This is a genomic window from Deltaproteobacteria bacterium, assembly GCA_019308925.1.
Lineage (GTDB): Bacteria > Desulfobacterota > B13-G15 > B13-G15 > RBG-16-54-18 > JAFDHG01.
This window is the reverse complement of sequence record JAFDHG010000050.1, coordinates 1-17,787: the sequence shown is the minus strand read 5'-3', so window position 1 is coordinate 17,787 and position 17,787 is coordinate 1. Positions and strand designations below refer to the sequence as shown.

19 protein-coding genes are annotated in these 17,787 nt (G+C 46.0%); 9 read left to right on the top strand and 10 right to left on the bottom strand.

What is annotated here, in order from left to right; all coding sequences use genetic code 11:
• Positions 1 to 132: 132 nt before the first annotated feature.
• The 3 genes from JRI46_09040 to JRI46_09030 form a co-directional block, all read right to left on the bottom strand.
• Positions 133 to 567, bottom strand: a complete 435-nt coding sequence (locus JRI46_09040) for a hypothetical protein (protein ID MBW2039727.1) — start codon at positions 565 to 567, stop codon at positions 133 to 135.
• 85 nt (positions 568 to 652) lie between these two features.
• Positions 653 to 1,444 carry a DUF4388 domain-containing protein gene (locus tag JRI46_09035; GenBank protein MBW2039726.1) on the bottom strand — a complete coding sequence of 264 codons (792 nt, stop codon included), beginning with the start codon at positions 1,442 to 1,444 and terminating at the stop codon, positions 653 to 655.
• 17 nt (positions 1,445 to 1,461) lie between these two features.
• Positions 1,462 to 1,887, bottom strand: coding sequence for a hypothetical protein (locus JRI46_09030; protein ID MBW2039725.1), 426 nt, complete (start codon positions 1,885 to 1,887; stop codon positions 1,462 to 1,464).
• 253 nt (positions 1,888 to 2,140) lie between these two features.
• On the opposite strand from JRI46_09030, the gene JRI46_09025 reads away from it, so the two are divergent.
• Entirely contained in the window at positions 2,141 to 3,061 is a 921-nt protein-coding gene (locus JRI46_09025) for a tetratricopeptide repeat protein (protein ID MBW2039724.1), read from the top strand.
• Positions 3,062 to 3,157: 96 nt separating this feature from the next.
• Positions 3,158 to 4,072: a hypothetical protein gene (locus JRI46_09020; GenBank protein MBW2039723.1), complete on the top strand. Its 915-nt coding sequence runs from the start codon at positions 3,158 to 3,160 to the stop codon at positions 4,070 to 4,072.
• A gap of 195 nt (positions 4,073 to 4,267) precedes the next feature.
• On the opposite strand, the gene JRI46_09015 is transcribed toward JRI46_09020, so the two are convergent.
• From JRI46_09015 to ruvX, 5 genes are all read right to left on the bottom strand, one after another.
• Positions 4,268 to 5,191, bottom strand: a complete 924-nt coding sequence (locus JRI46_09015; GenBank protein ID MBW2039722.1) for a radical SAM protein — start codon at positions 5,189 to 5,191, stop codon at positions 4,268 to 4,270.
• 12 nt (positions 5,192 to 5,203) lie between these two features.
• The gene (locus JRI46_09010; GenBank protein ID MBW2039721.1) at positions 5,204 to 5,620 is read right to left on the bottom strand and encodes a hypothetical protein; all 417 of its coding nucleotides are present in this window, start codon (positions 5,618 to 5,620) and stop codon (positions 5,204 to 5,206) included.
• 240 nt (positions 5,621 to 5,860) lie between these two features.
• Complete coding sequence (locus JRI46_09005) at positions 5,861 to 7,018, bottom strand: radical SAM protein (protein ID MBW2039720.1); 1,158 nt, start codon at positions 7,016 to 7,018, stop codon at positions 5,861 to 5,863.
• 42 nt (positions 7,019 to 7,060) lie between these two features.
• Complete coding sequence (gene mltG / locus JRI46_09000) at positions 7,061 to 8,083, bottom strand: endolytic transglycosylase MltG (protein ID MBW2039719.1); 1,023 nt, start codon at positions 8,081 to 8,083, stop codon at positions 7,061 to 7,063.
• A complete protein-coding gene (gene ruvX, locus JRI46_08995) occupies positions 8,080 to 8,517 on the bottom strand; it encodes a Holliday junction resolvase RuvX (GenBank protein ID MBW2039718.1) in 438 nt (145 codons plus the stop codon). Before ruvX ends, mltG begins: the two co-directional genes overlap by 4 nt.
• Before the next feature lie 180 nt (positions 8,518 to 8,697).
• On the opposite strand from ruvX, the gene JRI46_08990 reads away from it, so the two are divergent.
• The 5 genes from JRI46_08990 to JRI46_08970 are packed head-to-tail and all read left to right on the top strand — an operon-like array spanning position 8,698 to position 13,169.
• Positions 8,698 to 9,858: an acyl-CoA dehydrogenase family protein gene (locus JRI46_08990; protein ID MBW2039717.1), complete on the top strand. Its 1,161-nt coding sequence runs from the start codon at positions 8,698 to 8,700 to the stop codon at positions 9,856 to 9,858.
• Positions 9,859 to 9,860: 2 nt separating this feature from the next.
• Entirely contained in the window at positions 9,861 to 10,070 is a 210-nt protein-coding gene (locus tag JRI46_08985; protein MBW2039716.1) for an acetyl-CoA carboxylase biotin carboxyl carrier protein subunit, read from the top strand.
• Between the two features lie 33 nt (positions 10,071 to 10,103).
• The gene (locus tag JRI46_08980; GenBank protein ID MBW2039715.1) at positions 10,104 to 10,856 is read left to right on the top strand and encodes a glucose 1-dehydrogenase; all 753 of its coding nucleotides are present in this window, start codon (positions 10,104 to 10,106) and stop codon (positions 10,854 to 10,856) included.
• 24 nt (positions 10,857 to 10,880) lie between these two features.
• On the top strand, positions 10,881 to 11,993 hold the full coding sequence (gene had / locus JRI46_08975) for a 6-hydroxycyclohex-1-ene-1-carbonyl-CoA dehydrogenase (GenBank protein ID MBW2039714.1): 1,113 nt from the start codon (positions 10,881 to 10,883) through the stop codon (positions 11,991 to 11,993).
• A gap of 36 nt (positions 11,994 to 12,029) precedes the next feature.
• Positions 12,030 to 13,169, top strand: a complete 1,140-nt coding sequence (locus JRI46_08970) for an enoyl-CoA hydratase/isomerase family protein (protein MBW2039713.1) — start codon at positions 12,030 to 12,032, stop codon at positions 13,167 to 13,169.
• An 81-nt stretch (positions 13,170 to 13,250) separates the two neighbouring features.
• Here the strand turns inward: JRI46_08970 and JRI46_08965 are convergent, their stop codons facing one another.
• Positions 13,251 to 13,697, bottom strand: coding sequence for a GNAT family N-acetyltransferase (locus JRI46_08965; GenBank protein ID MBW2039712.1), 447 nt, complete (start codon positions 13,695 to 13,697; stop codon positions 13,251 to 13,253).
• A gap of 444 nt (positions 13,698 to 14,141) precedes the next feature.
• Between JRI46_08965 and JRI46_08960 the strand changes: the two genes are divergently transcribed.
• Together JRI46_08960 and JRI46_08955 are read left to right on the top strand one after the other, a co-directional pair.
• The gene (locus JRI46_08960; protein MBW2039711.1) at positions 14,142 to 14,633 is read left to right on the top strand and encodes a hypothetical protein; all 492 of its coding nucleotides are present in this window, start codon (positions 14,142 to 14,144) and stop codon (positions 14,631 to 14,633) included.
• 479 nt (positions 14,634 to 15,112) lie between these two features.
• Positions 15,113 to 15,412: a hypothetical protein gene (locus JRI46_08955; protein ID MBW2039710.1), complete on the top strand. Its 300-nt coding sequence runs from the start codon at positions 15,113 to 15,115 to the stop codon at positions 15,410 to 15,412.
• 520 nt (positions 15,413 to 15,932) lie between these two features.
• On the opposite strand, the gene JRI46_08950 is transcribed toward JRI46_08955, so the two are convergent.
• A complete protein-coding gene (locus JRI46_08950; GenBank protein ID MBW2039709.1) occupies positions 15,933 to 17,390 on the bottom strand; it encodes a phosphoenolpyruvate carboxylase in 1,458 nt (485 codons plus the stop codon).
• Positions 17,391 to 17,787: the final 397 nt, after the last annotated feature.

Sequence of the window (17,787 nt, the reverse complement as noted above, 5' to 3'; positions counted from 1 at the left end):
GAAATTCATCTATATATGTCGTGGCCGCAATGCCGTATTTGCCCCCCTCCACAGGGACACATATCATAAACTTATCCCTTATCTTGCCATCAGGGTCCTCCCATTTATAATAGCCCTTCGTAATAGTACCCTTCAGATGAGGCTCCAGTATCCGCCAAAATTCGGGAAGCTTGGTAGCCAATTTATGTAAATCCAAACCAAATCCTCAACCTTGGGATTGATGTGAAAGCGGTTTATACCCGTCCCCAACTCGTGAACAGCCGTATACCCTGTCTGCCCCACAGGTTGTACTGCCAACTCCCTAAACTCGGGGTCCTCCCGCAGATCCTCCAGGGTGTAATCAGGATGGGCCTTTAGATAGACCTCCAACTCCTTGGCTGTGTTTAAGGCCTTCTTCTCTATAAACTCCTCACCCAAGGACCGGAGCACGCCATCTATGCTTTCCTTGCTGGTCCCCTCCAATTCCTCTATTTTCTTGAAGGAGTAAACCCCTAGGGCCCCCATGGGAACAAGAGATAATAGTAGGATTGCAATAAGTAATTTAAAAAGGATACCCACTCTTATCATAAAAATCCCCCATTTCGTTTATTTTGTTTGATGCACTTGATAAAGGGGGGGCTCCCCCAAAATCCTTTCTCCTTTAAACCCCTTCCTATATACCTCTTAGGGCGCCTAAAACCACCTTTTGGAACTCTATCCGTTGCGCATCATCGGAGATTTCTCCGCTTACCTTCTCCACCAAAATGGAGGCCTTATCTAGGGGGAAATTGCTCCTTTCCTCCCCTACGCCCCTGATCTCCTCTTCTAAAATAACAGGGGCCACAGGTCCAATTATCTTCGTCAACCTTTCTTCTACAAAGTCAAAAAACCCAGGATCAACGGTCTTTTTTGATTTCAATTTTGGCTCCACGGCCACCTCTATAAGCCCTGATAAAAAGAGTTTATAAATGGTTCTCGCTGTATCATATTCCCCCATCTCCAGCCCCTCCGCTATCTCCCCTACAGTCTTATTGCCGTCTATCTGTGATAACACCGACCATTCACTATGTCCTAGCGTTATCTCATCAGGGGCACGCAGGGCGGACAACTTAAATACCAGATCTTGAGAGGGAATTATCTCTTTGATCTGATCCCATTCATCAAGCCGTTTTATTCCCTCTTCAAGGAGCAAGGAGGTATCCCTCTCGATGCTCCTCTCATCGCTTATGACATTTGGGGTAAAGTTGAAGCTCCCTTCCATCCAGGTCAAGAGGGTAAAGACTGCCTCCTCGCCTACCCCGTTCTTGCAAATGGCGTGAACAAGGATACCTTTATCCAAGTAGATCTCCCCCTTCTCTGCCCCCCTCTGCAGGCTCAACACCCCCGTCTTACCCTCAGTTGTCAGCAACCTCAAGATATCGATAAGCTTAAAAAGGGATATATTTCCAGAGAATACCTCTGCCATCTATCCACTCCTTTTCTCTAACTAAGGATATTCATTTTTTCCAGCAATTCCCTCCACTCCGATTCCTTTTGGGCATCGAGCAGTAAGTCCCTCTTTTCCCGGGGCCTGTGCAATAATCTCTGGATTGCTTTGTCACCCTTTATCTCCTCATTTATTACATTTATCGTAAGCTTAATCAAGGGGATGTCGGCTTTTTCCTCACAAATTACCAGAATGAAGAAATTGTAAGATATCCTAACAATAATGCGCCTGCCTTCATATATTAGTTCGATAAAATCAATTTCTTTTTGCATCTTTTCCAGGAAGGCGAAGCAAAAGGCTACTTCCCTTCCTAGTCTAGCAATCCTTTCATCTTTGTATTGCAGCTGAGGGATCACCAATTCTCCCAACCTATTATAGATAAGAGAATCCAATACTCCTTCAATTTCATTAAGTTCCGCCAAGTCGACCTTCATGAGTATATTTAAAGCAATTTATATACCAAATTTTTACTAAATATAACATATTGATTTTAAAAGGATAAAATTAACTGCTCAATCTTTATGAGGAAACTAGTGACGTTTTTTCGTCCAAGATTTGAACAAAAATGGTCGATTATAGGCCATCCTTCAAACTAAATTAAAACAGCAAAAGATAGGTTTTGCTTGACAATCTGATAATTTTTTCAGAATATATTATATTAAAGGGGAGAGAATAATGGCCAGGGAGAAGGATAGGATCTTCGAGCTCGCCCAAAAAATCTCACAGAAAAAAGGCCTTAAAAAGACCATTAAAGAATACCAAAGGATCATAGAAGAGGACCCGACTGATTTCAAGACGAGAGTAAAGCTCGGGGATGTCTACCTGCGTCGAGGAGAGTTGGCCAAGGCCATTGAAGAATACTTTCTAGTGGGGGAATACTATATCAGAGAAGAGCTGGACCTAAAGGCCATCGCCATCTTTAAAAAGATACTCGTATTGAATCCCAAAATGATTGAGTCATATTATAAACTTGCTGATCTCTATTATAAGAGGGGGCTCTCTGGAGAGGCCAAGGTTCAATATCAAAAGGTCTTGAAGATCAATCCCAAGGATAGAAAGGCGCGAGAGGGCTTAAAGCAGTTAGAGAAAAAGATGGCCAAGGGCAGCGCCCTGGGCAAAAGGATTATTGAGGATAAAACCAGGGAGAGCGATCCGGTTTGGAACACTATCTTGCAGGAGCTTCAACGACAGTTATCTGCCCAGCTAAGGGATGATGATTACCAAGCTCACTACCATTTAGGAATTGCCTTTAAGGAAATGGGCCTCTTGGATAAGGCCATAGAGGAGTTTAAAAGCGCCCTCACAGACCCAAATCTGGAGTTTGACGGCTATTTGATGATGGGGATGTGCCATCGTGAAATGGGGGGGTATGATAAGGCAATAGAATATTTCAGAAAAGGGCTCAGGATAAAGGGCCTTACCAATAAACAGTATGAACACATTTACTATCAATTGGGACTGACTTTTGAGGAGTGTGGGCAGACGGAGAATGCCCTCGAGGCCTTCAATAAGGTGAACGAACTCAAGGGAAGTATTCCTTCCCCTGAGTTTCAATCGAAGGTGAGGAAACTGAAGGAACAATTGCAGAGTGGATGATTCCCTCATTCCCTGTATTCCACCTTACCTAAAATTATGCCCAGAAAAAATCCCAACAAGAAAGATTGGATTATTCTCGAAATAGTGAGAGATTTCTTGCGCTCTTACATTCAATTCAAGTCAATTTTTGAAAAATACAAAAGCAATACCTTAAGATTCGAAGATTTAGACGAATTTGTTACGGATAAAGACCCCACTCTAGCCCTCTTCAATCTAAAAGAGTCCTGCCACATACTCTACCGAGACCAAGAGGAGAAAAACTGTCGTGATGAGGAGACACTGTTAGATCTAGCTGTGGGTTCTATCTTCCACGAGGCCATGAAGATCCGGGAGTGTCTCTACCAGCTTGAGATATATAAACCCCGATATATGCAAATCAGAAACAGGCTGGGGACATCTGAACATGAAAGTAATTTGCTCCGGGTGTTTGAAAAGATTGGGTTAAGGGCCGAGAAGAGGTTGGCAGAGAGCATGACGGAGGCCAAAAGGCTCTTTCAAGATACACTCAAACAACTTGCTGTTCTTCTTACCGGTTACAGAGATAATCCTGTATTGATGAGGTTCCTATTGCGAAACAAGGACCTTTTGCAAAAGGCCTTTGGCAAGAGGAAGGGAGTGAAGCTAATCACTGAAATCTTCCCTGGAGGTTTGGGCGAGGCCTATGAGGTAGAGGGGAAAGGTTACTTGGAAAGCGAGCATTACGATCTGGCGGCCGAATTCTTTTATCAGGCCCTTAAACACAGACCTCATGATGAAGGTCTGAAGGGCCTTTACCTTTATGCTCGAGGTATGGATGGATATTACAGAGATAGATACCATGAAAGCTTGAAATCTTTTCACAAACTCTTCCCCCTGGCAAATAGGTTGAAAAATGGCAAAGGATATCTTGAAAAGGTGGAGGAGGTATGCAGGAAAATTGGGCGTGAATGTCTAGAAGATAAAAAAAGGAAAATGGCCCACCTCGCCTTGCAGCTTGCTGAGAAGCTGAGAAGATCGTCAATGCAGGGCTAAGATTGCCTATTTACGACTAATTATGTCCCAAATGTCATAAAAATGTAAGGTAGTCTGTCCTGTCTGTAACAATCCAAACCTCCAAAGAAAGGGAGATATTCCCCTCTTATTCCCGTGGGGGGTGATTCTGCCCCTTCAGTACGACTGGAAGTTGTAGCAGATGCCCAGCTACTAGTTGCTCTACCTGTAACAGTATTAGAGATGCCTAAGCAGCTCCTTTTGACGGTAATCCTCCAAAAGGGACGGATCTTCTCGCATGGTCAAGAGCTCTCGGTCCAAGGATTGAAGAAGGGAGGACTTATCCTCAGGCATCCTTCCATCTAAGGGAAGGTAGTTGGAGATGTGATCGCTCACAAACTGAGAGGTTACCTTCAGGCCAGCGATAATCCTCCTCTCTTCCTTCAAGATTAGATCGGGAGGGGGCAACACAAACTCCCCCCTCTTTCTCATTTCAAAGAGAGGGGACCCTGGTTGGGGGATCAGGGTCCGGACCCTGATAAAGTGCGGGTCTATTTTATTGAGGACTTCTATAGTACCATCAGCATGTTCCCTCCATCGCTGCGCACCGCCGATCCCGAGCAGGATATAGAGGGAGAGCTCAAAACCCGCCTCCTTGGCCTTAAGACCGCCCTCGATCATCTCCTCTGGGGTGGCCCCCTTTTTGATAAACCTCAATGTCTCCGCGTCACCTGTCTCCAGCCCCACGTGTAAACGGACTAAACCCACCTGACGTAATTCCTTCAGCTCATTCAGGTCCTTTCTAGCGATGGTCTTGGCGCGAGCATAGCTGGTAACGCGCTCCAGATGTGGAAAGGATTCGTAAAGGGAATGAATAATCTCAATGAGAGAGTCGGTCTTGACCACTAAGCTGTTTGAATCCCCGATAAAGGCCCAGCGGGCCACTCCCCCATAGAGATAGGCGGCCGTCTCAATATCTCCCTTGATCTCCTCTAAGGATCTCCTCTCAAAAGGGATCTCTTTATACATGGAGCAGAAAAGGCACTTGTTCCAAGGACATCCCCTAGTGACCCGGAGCAAAAGGCTATAGGCCTCACTGGGAGGCCTATAAGGGGGAAAATCATACCCCCTCTCCTTCAACCTCAGTCTACCAATCGCCATTTTCTCCCCTGCTTAACCAGGTAAGCCCTTTGTAAACTCCAACCAACGCTTCCTTTCCTCTTTGCCCATCTCCATCAACAACACCCCAGCCTCAAAAGGATGTGAAGGACCGTTCGATGCCTGCCTGAACCAAAGGACCTTCCCCTTTCCTCTTAATGTATCCCCCTCTGTCGGAAGTTCCCATTCTAAATCAAGCCCCCTCCCCTCTTTCATGGCATCGGTAAGGATGTGAAAGCCATCTACCATGACCCTATCCACCTCGATTACAAAGCCGTCCTCTGCCAACTCCTTGGTATTTCCTTCTACCCACGAAGTAAGTCTCTTCCCCTTTACGAGGTCAAAGAGCCTCAGCCTTGTTGGCATCAAGACCTTAGTCCTGAAGAACCTTCCTTTCTCAACGCCCCTTTTCCGCCAAATACCCTTTGACACATTCCTGCTCACGGTTTTTTTAACATTAAAGCATATTATATTGATAAGTCAATAAGTTGCTTTGGATCTTGTCCCATTTAGTACCTGGAATTGAGAGAATTCAAGGGGTCAATCAGCTATTAGCCATCAGCCATATTTAATTATCACTCAAGTGAGTAAGTCAATTACTTAACGGGGCAGGCGAAAGTCGGATCTCAGCGTTTTTGACTAAACGCTGAGTGCTGAACGCTTACACAGGGCTTAGAGGAAGGTCTCTTTGATCTTGGAAATGGCCTCCTCCACCCCACCTGGGGCCTCAACTTTGAGTCTCTCTACCAGCTCTTCCACCTTGCGATGTAATAAGGTATCAGACATATCCTCCATGGTATTATAGATCCCTGCCCTCTTCCCCAGCCTGAAATTGAGCTTTTCCTCAGGGGGAAGGGCCAGGAAGGCATCGATGATCTTCAACATCTTCTCTTTTTCCTTGGGAAGTTTGCCCTCTACTTCCATCAACAAGTTGAGGATATGATCGCTCAAGAAGGTACTGTTGATCCCATTGAGACTTTCTATCAATAGCCTCTCCTCAACGATCATCTCCTCTTCTGTCTGAAGGACGAAGTCACCCTCATCTATCTTCTTCTGTAAAGGCATCTGGGGGAGGACCTTTAAGGTACGTAGGCGGATGAAATGGGGGCTGACCTGGTTTAATACCTTGGCTGTTTCCAGGGCATGTTCCCTCCACCACCTCCTTCCTCCCAGGCCCAGGATCACATACTCTGAGAGCTCAATGCTGGATTCCATCACCTTCTTGCCGGCCTTGATGTGTTCAGCTGCGGTGACCCCCTTGTTCATATACTCCAGCAAGAAGTCCCAGCCGGATTCAAGGCCAACATGTAACCTCGTCAGGCCTGCCTCTTTAAGCTCCTTAAGCTCCTCGACGCTCTTCCTCTTGGCTATGGTACTTGACCTACCATAACTGGTAACCCTTTCCACGTGGGGAAATTTATCCTTTAAAAATTTGAGGATCTCGATCAGTTCCGATGTCTTTAAAACAATGGAATTGGCATCTTGTAAGAAGACGTGCTTCCCCCCGAAATATAGCCAAAGGGCGATGCTACGGAAATGCTCATCATAAAGACTGAAGGTGGCCTCCACCACCTCCCTGGTTATCTCTCCTCCATAGCCGGATCTCCAAGACAAGGCCTTTATCTCGTCAGCTATGTCCTTGGCGGCCTGGATGTCCGCCTTGACCTCTTGGACCGATCTCTTTTCAAATCTTTTCCCTTTGTAGGTATGACAAAAGGCGCACTTATTCCACGTACAGTTCCTGGTGGCCCTTATCAAAAGGCTATAGGCCTCACTGGGCGGTCTTATCGGTCCTTGCTCGAAAGCAAATTTATCCCTCTCACTTTCCATAAAAAATACACCCTTCCTTTAGAATTTAACCATTGAGAGGTATCATTTCCACTTAAGCCCCCCCTTTCCTCCCCTTTGATACCGCCATACAGCCTCATTATGTTCTCTTAGGCTGACAGAAAAATGATGGGACCCATCATTGCGGGAGACAAAATAGAGGTATTTGACCGGGGCAGGATACAAGGCCGCCCAGATGGATGATCTCCCAGGATTGGCTATGGGGCCGGGGGGCAGGCCCCGAATCAAATAGGTATTGTAGGGTGTTCTCCTCTTGAGGTCTTCTTTTCTGAGATTGCCATCGAAGTCCTCAAGGCCATAGATAACGGTAGGGTCACTACAGAGGGGAATCCCCCTCTTCAGTCGATTATGGAAGACAGCGGAGATCAAGGGGCGTTCCTCGTTAAGACCTGTCTCTTTCTCGATGATGGAGGCGAGGATGATGACCTCCCTATCCGTTAGACCCAACTCAGCGGCCCGCAGGGAAAACTCCGGTTTATAGACCTCCTTAAAATTCCCGACCATTGTCTTTATCACTTCCTCTGGGGCAAGTCCTCTGGAGAAGAGATAGGTATCAGGGAATAGATAACCCTCTACACCTTCTCCCTCTATCCCCAAACTGGCCGCAAATTCACAGGAGAAGGCCAGTTTGAGAAACTCCTCTTGTCTGTTGATGATCCCCTTTTCTTTCAAATAGGCGGCGATCTGTCGGACATTATAACCTTCAAGGATGGTTATCCGATATTTTATCACCTCCCCTTGGACGAGTTTCTGCAGGATGTCTTGGGGGAGCATGGAAGTGCTCAGACCATATTCTCCTGCCTTCACCCTCCCTGTGGCCCCAAGTATCCTCGCCATGAGATAAAACCTGGTCGGGCTGCGCAGCAGTTCTTCCTCCTTTAGGATATGCAATATCTCTTTAAAGGTGGAACCCTTAGGGATCAACACATTCCTTTCCTCTGCCCCAAAATTCGGGGGAAGGGAGAGGAATAAAAAAGTATCCAGGAGGAGGTAGAAGGCGAGCAGAAGTGCACCCAGAGAAGATACCTTCATAAGACGGCCCTTCATTCTTGATTCCCTCCCCCTTCATATTGGGTCAGGCTATCGAGATAACCCTGCAGGATAAGGGCGGCAGCCAGCTTATCCACCACCTTTCGCCTCTTCTTTCTGCTTAGGTCCGCCTTTAAAAGCAGACGGGTGACCTCTGCTGTGGTCCATCTTTCATCCCAGAGGATTATGGGAACGGATAAAGATTCTTCCATCTTTCTCACAAAGGACAAGACCCTCTGAGCCACTTCTCCCACAGAACCATCCATATTTTTGGGGAACCCCACTACGACCTCAGAGACCTCTGCGGTCGCTATAAGCTCCTTTATTTCCCTTAGGTCGTCCTCTATACCCCTTCTGTCCAAGACCTTTAACCCTTGAGCAGTCCATCCCAGCTCGTCGCTAATGGCAATACCTATCCTCTTTTCTCCCACGTCCAGCCCTAAGATCTTCATAGACCTACCTTTTTTCTAAAAATACCATCTTCTCCTCCCTTTTTCCAGGGGTTAAATTTAGGGGCTTGACAAAAAGGGGTATTTGTTATAAATTGCACAAAGTCATCGGCAATTAACTAATAAACAAAAACTTAGAAAGGGTATGCTTTTTAAATAAAATAAGGAAAGGAGGGGGTTTTTATGGATTTTGCTCTTACTGAAGAACAAGCAATGTTACAGGACATGGCACGAGACTTTGCTCAGAATGAGATTGCTCCCACAGTAGAGGAAGATGAGAAAAACGATGTATACAACGAGAAAATTGTTAAAAAAATGGCAGAACTCGGCTTTTTTGGTTGTATTGCCCCGGGAAAATATGGTGGTAATGAAATGGGCCATCTTGCCGCCGTCATCGCAACCATGGAGGTTGCCAAAGAGAGCCCTTCTTACGGAGTCACATTTAACCTCCAGATGAATGCCATTCAGAGCGTACTGCTGGCGTTTGGGACCGAGGAACAGCGTGAAAAGTATATCCCCCCCCTTATTACAGCAGAGGAGTACGGTTGTTTCGCATTGACTGAGGCGGACACTGGTTCGGATGTAGCCTCCATGAGGACCACGGCTCAAGAGGTGGATGACGGCTATGTCCTGAACGGAAGCAAGATGTGGATTTCCGGTGTGCCCGTGGCAACTGTTGGGATCATCTTTGCTATGACCGATCGTGAGAAAAAGCACAGGGGGATGTCAGCGTTCATGGTCGACATGAAGACGCCCGGAATTGAACAGAGGGCAATAACAGAAAAGTTGGGGCTCCACAGTTCTCCCACAGGTGAGATCATCTTTGAAGATGTCAAAGTGCCTAAAGATGCCATAGTCGGCAAACCGGGTGACGGCTTTAAGATCGCTATGTATATGCTCGACAGAACGAGGCTTTCCTGCGCTGCTAGGGCAGCAGGGGTTGCCGAAAAGTGTTTTGAGCTCGCCAAGAAATACGCCAATGAAAGGATTCAGTTTGGCCAGTCAATCATTAATTTTCAGATGATCCAAGATCAGTTGGCGAGGATGTGGTGTGAGCATGAGGCAGCAAAGCTCTTGGTCTTGAAGGCTGCCTGGACTGTGGATAACCTGGAGAAGGTGGGAGGCAGACCAACAGTTAACATCTCTACTGCAAAATACTACGGTGCCGAAGCCGCAGTTATGGCGGCCAATGAGGCGACGAAACTGTATGCATCCTATGGTTATGGTACAGAATATCCGATTGAGCGATACTACAGAGATGCCAAATCCTATCAGAGTGTTGAAGGCACCTCAAACATCCAAAAGGTCATCATTGCCAGAAGCTTCATTGAGAAGAAGGAGTAAAAATGGAACTGACTGTACCTATGGTAGGAAAGATAGTAAAAGTCTTGGTTCAGATGGGCGATCAGGTCAAGGAGAACGATCAGGTGGCCACCTTGGAAGCCATGAAGATGGAGATGCCGGTGGTGGCCCCCGAGGGGGGTGTCGTCAAGGAGATCAACATAAAACCGGGTGATGAGGTAACCTCAGATACCGTTCTCATGATCATAGAGTAGGCCTCTCCCTTGGGGAAGGGAGGTGAGAAGCAGATGAAACTGGAAGGGAAGGCAGCGGTGGTTACTGGAGGTGGAAGGGGGGTGGGAAGGTCTATCTCTTTGGCCTTTGCCAGAGAAGGGGCCGACATTGTGGTCAATTATGTCTCCAACCCCAAAACAGCCAGTGAAGTTGTAGAGGGGATAAAGGGCCTCGGGCGAAAAGGGGTGGCTGTACAAGCCGATGTAGCGACCAAAAAGGGGGCAGAGGCGGTAATCCAGGCCGCGGTGGATGAGTTTGGCACGATAGATATCTTGGTCAACAATGCGGGCTTTACCCGACCGTCCATGCTCCATAAGATGACCGAAGAGCAATGGTATGCTGTGGTAGATATCCACCTCAAGGCCCCTTGGCTCTGTATCCAGGCCGCCTGTAAGTATATGATGGAACAAAAAAGGGGCTCCATCATTAATGTCACCTCCGTAGCAGGTCTTGTTGGTACTGTAGGTCAAATCAACTACAGTGCCGCCAAGGGGGGGGTGATCGCTCTGACCAAGTCTGCGGCGAGGGAGTTGGCTAGGTATGGGGTCAACGTGAACTGCATCTCCCTGGGGATCGTTGCAACGGATATGACGGAAAAGATCAGGACTGATCCGAAACTCTCAGAGATATATATGGGTCGCATCCTCCTGAAACGTTTTGCCGAGGCCGAGGATATAGCTCCCCCCTTCGTCTTCTTGGCTTCTGACGATGCCCGTTATATCACCGGCCAACTCCTCTGCGTAGACGGGGGCTATGGAATGACCTAAATACACAAACAAGGAGGAAAAGAAATGGCAGCAGTACCAGACAAAATCCAGACATGGCAGATGGTACAGCCATGGAGCAAGGACAGAGAGACGGGGAAGGTAACTGAAGGGAGGATCGAGAAGACTGATATTCCCGTCCCTGAGTTAAAGGCAGGGGAGGTCTTGGTGGAGGTGGCGGGGTGTGGGGTCTGCCATACTGACCTCGGGTTTTTCTTCGACGGAGTTCCTACAGTGAGCAAACCTCCGCTCACCCTAGGTCACGAAATCAGTGGTGTCGTTGTAGCAGGGGATGAAAAATGGATCGGCAAAGAGGTTATCATACCGGCTGTTATGCCCTGCAGGCAATGCTACCTTTGCAAGATCGGTAGGGGTAATCGCTGCCTCTTTCAAAAGATGCCTGGAAATAGCATTGGTATTTATGGTGGCAACTCAAGCCATATCCCTGTTCCTTCAGTAGACCTCTGTGAGGTAAAAGACCGCGGTAAATTCCCCCTATCTCACTTAGCAGTTATCGCCGATGCCATGACCACCCCTTATCAGGCAGCCAAAAGGGCGGACCTACAGCCTGGGGATAATGTCATCGTTATCGGGGCTACCGGTGGTGTCGGTGTCCATATGGTACAGACTGTGAAGGCCTTGGGGGCTGCAAACGTCATCGGGATTGCTCGCAATCCCGAGAAGCTTAAGAGGGCTTTGAACTACGGGGCGGACTTCGTTATTAGCTCAGTCGATAAGACACCGCGGGATGTCCGCAATGAGTTCAGAGGTCTCTGTAAAGAAAATGGGATCGAGGCAGGTTACGGGTGGAAGATATTCGAGGTTACAGGGACCAAGCCTGGACAGGACATTGCCTTGGAGCTCCTTTCCTTTATCGGTAAGCTCATCGTGGTCGGTTTTGGATTGGCCAAGAACGAATACAGCATCTCCCGACTTATGGCCTTCGATGCCGAGATTATCGGTACATGGGGCTGTCTGCCCGAGTATTATCCCATCGTTCTCGGCATGGTCTTGTCAGGGAAACTCGAACTCGAAGCGTTCGTAGAGACGAAGCCGATGAGCCAGATTAATCAGATCTATGACCAAGTACACAAGGCAGGCTCACCTGCCAAGAGGATTGTTTTGACACCAGATTTCTAAATAAAAATTTTAAAAAAATAGAAAGGAGAGCATATTATGTTGATGGATTGGTGGCCGAGAGACAACGAGGAAAAAGATCACCATCTATGGGGAGACGAATTTTTTGGGACCGAACCTCCGTGCACCATGTATGAAAAGAAGCCCATGATCGACCCCAAAACTGGTGAACCTGTTGAGGGCCTGTACACTGCATGGATCACCCTCAACAACCCCGCTCAGTACGGTTCTTACACCACCGAGATGATTAAGGGCGTTATCGCAGGGATGCACAAAGGTTCCATGGACAGAGACATAGTCGCCATAGTCTTTACCAGTGTTGGAGATCGAGCATTCTGTACTGGTGGAAATACCAAAGAATACGCCGAGTACTACACCTTGAGGCCTATGGAGTATATGCAGTATATGGACCTCTTTTCAGGGATGATAGACGCCATCCTCAAGGCACGCAAGCCTGTCATCTGCCGCTGCAACGGGATGAGGATTGCGGGTGGACAGGAGATCGGCCAGGCCTGTGACTTCACCGTCGCAGCCGATACCGCAACCTTTGCCCAGGCTGGTACCAGACATGGTTCAACACCTACTGGCGGCTCAACCAACTTCTTGACCTGGAACCTTACTATGGAACACGCCATGTGGCAGGCGACCTCCAATGAGCAGTGGAGCGCCTACAAGATGGAGCGCCTCGGCGCCATCACCAAGGCCCTTCCCATAAAGAAAAACGCCAAAGGTGAGTGGGTCCGTGACCCTCGAGTTATCACTGACAACTACGTTGAAAACGGCGAAATTGTCTACGGCGAGTTCAAGAAAGGTGCAGAGTACAAGGAGGGCCAGGCAATGCTCAAGGAGCTCCAGACCGACTGGACGCTGCTCGATAATTACGTCAACGAAATGATCTGGACACTAAACCAGACCACCTACCTCTGCCTGATGACGACTATAGAGAGTGTAAGGATGAGGAAGAAGTTCTTCTGGGATGCTGAGAAACAGTACCAGTTATACTGGCTTGCTGCCAACATGAATACCGAGGCCTTCCTTGGCTTTAACGCATTTAACGTTAGTTCTCAGAAGCTGATTGAAGGACGCCGCGAGATCGATTTTCTCGAGTACCGGCGTCAGCTCGCCAAACTTACTCCGTATCCCGATCTGGTACCGGAGGTCTTTCCGAAGAAGAAATAATAACACCTCCTCACCACAAAAGAGTGGGGGGCTCTATTTTAAAGCCCTCCACTCTCCCCCTTTTAAAGAAATACGCTACTCCTAGAGTTTAAGCTCTATATGGATCATATCACCTTTTTGGAAACCCATCTTATCGAAGAAGTGCAGTAGGTCCCAATCCTTCCAGTTTACAAAGGTATAGATGGTATCCACCCCCACCTTCTTCAAATTGGCCGCCATCTCCTTGAAAAGGATCCTGGCGATCCCCTTTTTCTGGTACTTGGGGTGGATTCCAATAGTATCGATCCAGCCTACCGTATCGGGGATACCGTATTCCCATCCACTGGCATCCCCCAGGATGAACCCCACCACCTTATCATTTAATTCCGCCACTAAAGAGGCCATGGGCGACCTGTTCTCCGAAAGCTCTATCTTCATACTCCAATAGTCGGACCTCTCTTTTCCCAATACCTCCTTATCTATCTCCACGATGGCATCCAGATCGCTATAGCTCAAAGCCCGTATCTTGACTGGTTCCATTAAGTCCATCTCTTTCCTTCCCTCCCTGCTTTTTTGGCTGTGCACAACCTTTTTTTAAAAAGTATAGCGAGGGTTTGATCATTGTCAAGGAAAGGGAAAAAGAAAGATAGTGACAGGTTGGATGAAGAGTCGTAGATCTCACTGCAAATATCTGCTGGCTTCCTTGGGGGCCAGTTCTTTAGTGATGAGGGGTCAGAATTCAAAATAGCATTCCGAGGGAATCAGAACTTCCCAGATGGTGAAGGTCCCCCTGTGCAACCATACTTTAGATATAGCATGAACTTTGCAGGGAAAACATAAGGTGCTAATACACTTAAAAAGATTCTCATTTCAAATGCAAAGCCACAGAAGGTTGCCCTCAAATCCACTCTCGGCCCCCCGAAGAGACCTATATAACCAGGGATAAACTGATTTTACACGCACACTTTCAGTGCACCGTATGACTCAGTGACGATGAAGATAGAGGAGGTCTATGATGAGTTTACCCTTGTTGTCTTGGAAATGGAGAAGGAGGTAGCTGTTAAGGGGGATGTGGACTTCCCTGGCACCGCAGGACGGCTTCAGTTAGTAAGCGAAAGGCCGGGGATGATTAGAGTGGTGGCGAGGTATCATAGACTGCTGGCCCAGATGCATTCCGTCCTGGAGGGTATGGGCTCCGTGCGGGTGTCAGATGAGACGGGAGGCCGCAACAAGGAGAAGAATGACCCTGCCAATGAGGAGATATCAAAGGTTCCCGTAGAGGTTTCCCCCATAGAGGAGACCATAAAGGAGAGGATGACGATGATCGAGGACGTACTGGAATATGCGTCCTCACATACGGGGATATCGGTGAAGTTGCTGGCGGCTGTGGCGTGGGCCGAGAGCAGGATGATCCCCTGCGCGGTAAACGTGAAGGGTGTCCCGTGCGCTCATGATCATCAGTGCTTTGTCAATGACTTCCTGTGATAGAAAGGATACAGAGATTTGCGACAAATTCCGGAAAGCTTATAAGGATATAGTACTACATCAAATCGCAAAAGCATCACCGGAGTGACGACTGCTTCGTCCAGAACCTCATCAGTGGCGGTGAGTTGCGATACACAATCTTCAGCTCCTTCGGGTTTTCGCCTATTCCCTGGCGAGAAGAGGTATTATCTTTAGAATGTAAAATCAGGCTCAAACCTACAAAATACATGTGATAAGCCAGCCCTCCAAAGGGGCCTTTTTTATTGCCCGAGCATGGTTAAATATGATAAAATTTGTAAATCTGTTAAGGGTAAATTTTCATTTATTTTAAAAATTTTCATTTCAACTACAAAGTCACAACCAATTTGAACCTTTCTTAAAGAAGATGCCACTTATTGGATATTAGCTACTACGAGTAGGAGCACAAATTTCTACCTAGTGGTCTGCCCGCCTTTTTGGGGGGAAGAGAGGTGAAAGTGATGGAAAAGATTATTAATGGTGAACTGTATGACACAGGCAAAGCAAAAGTTGTGGCCACGAGCGACAATTGGGGCCATGAATATGGGGTGTCACGAACTCTTTTTAAAACCCTTGAAGGCCGGTTTTTTGTGTATTACCAGATAAGATTGGGAGAAAAAAAGGAAACATTAGAAGCGATATCAAAAGAGCAGGCAAAAAAGGTATATAAATCCTTGCCAGTCTATGAAATGGACTACGAAGAGGCCTTTGAAGAGGCGCCAGAAGTGGACATAGACATCATTTTTAAAGGAGGTGAATAGTTAGAGCATGAGGCCTCTCACTCCGAAAACACGTATACATTATATTGAGGTTGAGCCTCTGAATTTAAGACCGCATATATCTTGCCAATTTCAAAGCCTTACAATATTTTTCGAGAAAAAATTTTAAGGTTGCGTCTTTATATGTGGAAATTTAGAGCGGGGTTGATTTCACCACTAATTAGGGTCCCCAAAAAATAGGGGCCTTTTTATTGCCCGAAAGTTTACATTAAATCTGACATTAACCTCATTCCTGGCTGAATGATAGTGATCAACAGAGGTGAAGATACGAAAACCATATTAAAACATTTGTGATGGGTTGGAAATTACAGATAATAGCAAAAATCTACGCCTTTTATTTGAAACGCAAATAAACAGAATAGTTAAAGGTACCCAGTTGGTTACTTCATCTTGAAATAAATCGACTAACGTTTTGCGGATAAAAGAAGTTGCCGAAGGCAATTGGGGGAAATCTTTGATTTTCCTTTTATCCGCTGTTGTGCGAAGTTCTACCCAATCAGCATTACCCTAAGAACTTTCTCAAATTTGCTGCTCTTAGAACATACTCTCCTAAATTTTCAGCCCTATTTTCCATTAATGAACCTGCAATATAATCCGTTAGTTCTCTATGCTCTTCGTCAGTCTCAAAATCTGGGATATCTCTAACTACTGCTTCAAGACCTTTTGGTAAAAAACCCGTACTTGGGTTAAAATATTTGAGAGAATCCCTTAAATCATCTTCAAAATGCACATAACCCTCTCTTAGAAATTGCATGTCATCTTCATCCAGAGCATTCCAGCCCAAAATTTCCGGCGGCAAACCTATGGAATAGAGTGCAGCCGTAAATGTTATCGCTCTTGGCAAACTAATTCCTTCAACCTCACGCGAGTAGCCGAAAAGACCTATATGCAATTTCCTTTTTCTCCTGCTTGGAACATATCTTGCGACTTCATTAATTGTTGGTGCTAAAGCTATCACTTGTCTTCTATATTCTTCGGAATATTTTCTAATTATCTCCAAGCATTTCCTTTCATCTATTTCTTGAGGTAAAGCTGTTTTTCTTTCCTGCAGTTTTATTATAGCTTCTCTGACTTTATCAGGAGAATTGTCATATTTGAATGCAGATTGAATAGTAAATGTATGGCTGCTGGGATATTCCTCCATAACTCTTTCTACTGTCGATGGTTTGAGATTGCCTCTGAAAGGAGCTGAACCCACACCCACAATAGGATAAATCTCAACACCTATATCTTGCGACAATTTTTGCAATCTCTGAAGAACAATCTTATTTAAAAGAACAGCACTGATGAGTCCATAATTCATTGCCGGGTCTGACCTTGCCAAGAAAACCCTTTGATATTCTACATTCTTGCCTTGCAAATATTCTCTGGTCATGTTGTGTGCATCAAGCATATGTTCCATGTCTTCAAAAAGAGGTATAACATTAATTCTTTCAGGCTTGAATTCTCCAATCCATTCAGCGATTGTTATATCTCCTTCTCTAAATGGTCTATTCTGTTTTCCCACAACAAAATCACAATAATACCTGTAAACTCTATCAATACATTTAGATGATGCTGTCATTGGCAGGATAACTTCAAAGATAGGTGGTGTATCCTCTTGATAAAATAATTTAGCAGCATCAAAAGACCTGGGTATGCTTTCCAATGTTTCCAATAATATTTTTGCTTCAGCCTTTTCTACGGTGGGGTTGGGTACTCTTAGAGTTATGAATAAGTCTCTACCCAGTTTCTTGTCTCTGAAGAAGGACTCATACTTTGCCAACAGTTTTTTAACTACATAATTATCAACTTCCTTACCTTCACAATCCCACATCTGTTCATCGCAGCCTAAATGAGAGAATGCATAATATGCTTCCTGTATTTCATCCTCTCCGCCAAGTTCAGTGTTCTCTGCAAAAAACGGGGAATTTACATTATCAGGGTGTTGGGTGCTCATGCATTTTGGTATTTTTGTCATTTGAATCACTCCATAGTTAGAGTATCTTTTTGTATTTATTAATTCTTAAATCGAGTGGGTGGAATTTCGCACAACGTCATATAAACGAAGTTATAAGTTCATTTATACTTATCTCATACGAATATCCTATTGACATGGATTTCCTTACGAGCTTTAGACAATACTAGCAGATCAAAGAAGCAAGTCAATTATTATGGGAACCTTTTTCCGCAGGGTTTCTGGGTGTCTACTTCTCCTAACTGAAATACGCAAATTCCTTCAATTCAAATACATACAATATTTGATCCACAAATCTTCTTTGGTTTTGGAGTGATATAAAGGACTTAGGTCTTGATTTTTAATATTTTAGGTGAAGAATATGTGGTGAATTCAACCCACAGCTCCTTCTTCGGTGCCA

What these genes read in the sequence shown, in the direction of transcription:
- JRI46_09025 (MBW2039724.1), top strand. Translation starts at nt 2,141, where the DNA reads ATGGCCAGGGAGAAGGATAGGATCTTCGAGCTCGCCCAAAAAATCTCA.
- JRI46_08950 (MBW2039709.1), bottom strand. Translation starts at nt 17,390, where the DNA reads ATGACAAAAATACCAAAATGCATGAGCACCCAACACCCTGATAATGTA.
- JRI46_08985 (MBW2039716.1), top strand. Translation starts at nt 9,861, where the DNA reads ATGGAACTGACTGTACCTATGGTAGGAAAGATAGTAAAAGTCTTGGTT.
- JRI46_09005 (MBW2039720.1), bottom strand. Translation starts at nt 7,018, where the DNA reads ATGGAAAGTGAGAGGGATAAATTTGCTTTCGAGCAAGGACCGATAAGA.
- JRI46_09015 (MBW2039722.1), bottom strand. Translation starts at nt 5,191, where the DNA reads ATGGCGATTGGTAGACTGAGGTTGAAGGAGAGGGGGTATGATTTTCCC.
- JRI46_08980 (MBW2039715.1), top strand. Translation starts at nt 10,104, where the DNA reads ATGAAACTGGAAGGGAAGGCAGCGGTGGTTACTGGAGGTGGAAGGGGG.
- JRI46_08960 (MBW2039711.1), top strand. Translation starts at nt 14,142, where the DNA reads ATGAAGATAGAGGAGGTCTATGATGAGTTTACCCTTGTTGTCTTGGAA.
- JRI46_09040 (MBW2039727.1), bottom strand. Translation starts at nt 567, where the DNA reads ATGATAAGAGTGGGTATCCTTTTTAAATTACTTATTGCAATCCTACTA.
- JRI46_09035 (MBW2039726.1), bottom strand. Translation starts at nt 1,444, where the DNA reads ATGGCAGAGGTATTCTCTGGAAATATATCCCTTTTTAAGCTTATCGAT.
- had (MBW2039714.1), top strand. Translation starts at nt 10,881, where the DNA reads ATGGCAGCAGTACCAGACAAAATCCAGACATGGCAGATGGTACAGCCA.
- JRI46_08990 (MBW2039717.1), top strand. Translation starts at nt 8,698, where the DNA reads ATGGATTTTGCTCTTACTGAAGAACAAGCAATGTTACAGGACATGGCA.
- mltG (MBW2039719.1), bottom strand. Translation starts at nt 8,083, where the DNA reads ATGAAGGGCCGTCTTATGAAGGTATCTTCTCTGGGTGCACTTCTGCTC.
- JRI46_08955 (MBW2039710.1), top strand. Translation starts at nt 15,113, where the DNA reads ATGGAAAAGATTATTAATGGTGAACTGTATGACACAGGCAAAGCAAAA.
- ruvX (MBW2039718.1), bottom strand. Translation starts at nt 8,517, where the DNA reads ATGAAGATCTTAGGGCTGGACGTGGGAGAAAAGAGGATAGGTATTGCC.
- JRI46_08965 (MBW2039712.1), bottom strand. Translation starts at nt 13,697, where the DNA reads ATGGACTTAATGGAACCAGTCAAGATACGGGCTTTGAGCTATAGCGAT.
- JRI46_08970 (MBW2039713.1), top strand. Translation starts at nt 12,030, where the DNA reads ATGTTGATGGATTGGTGGCCGAGAGACAACGAGGAAAAAGATCACCAT.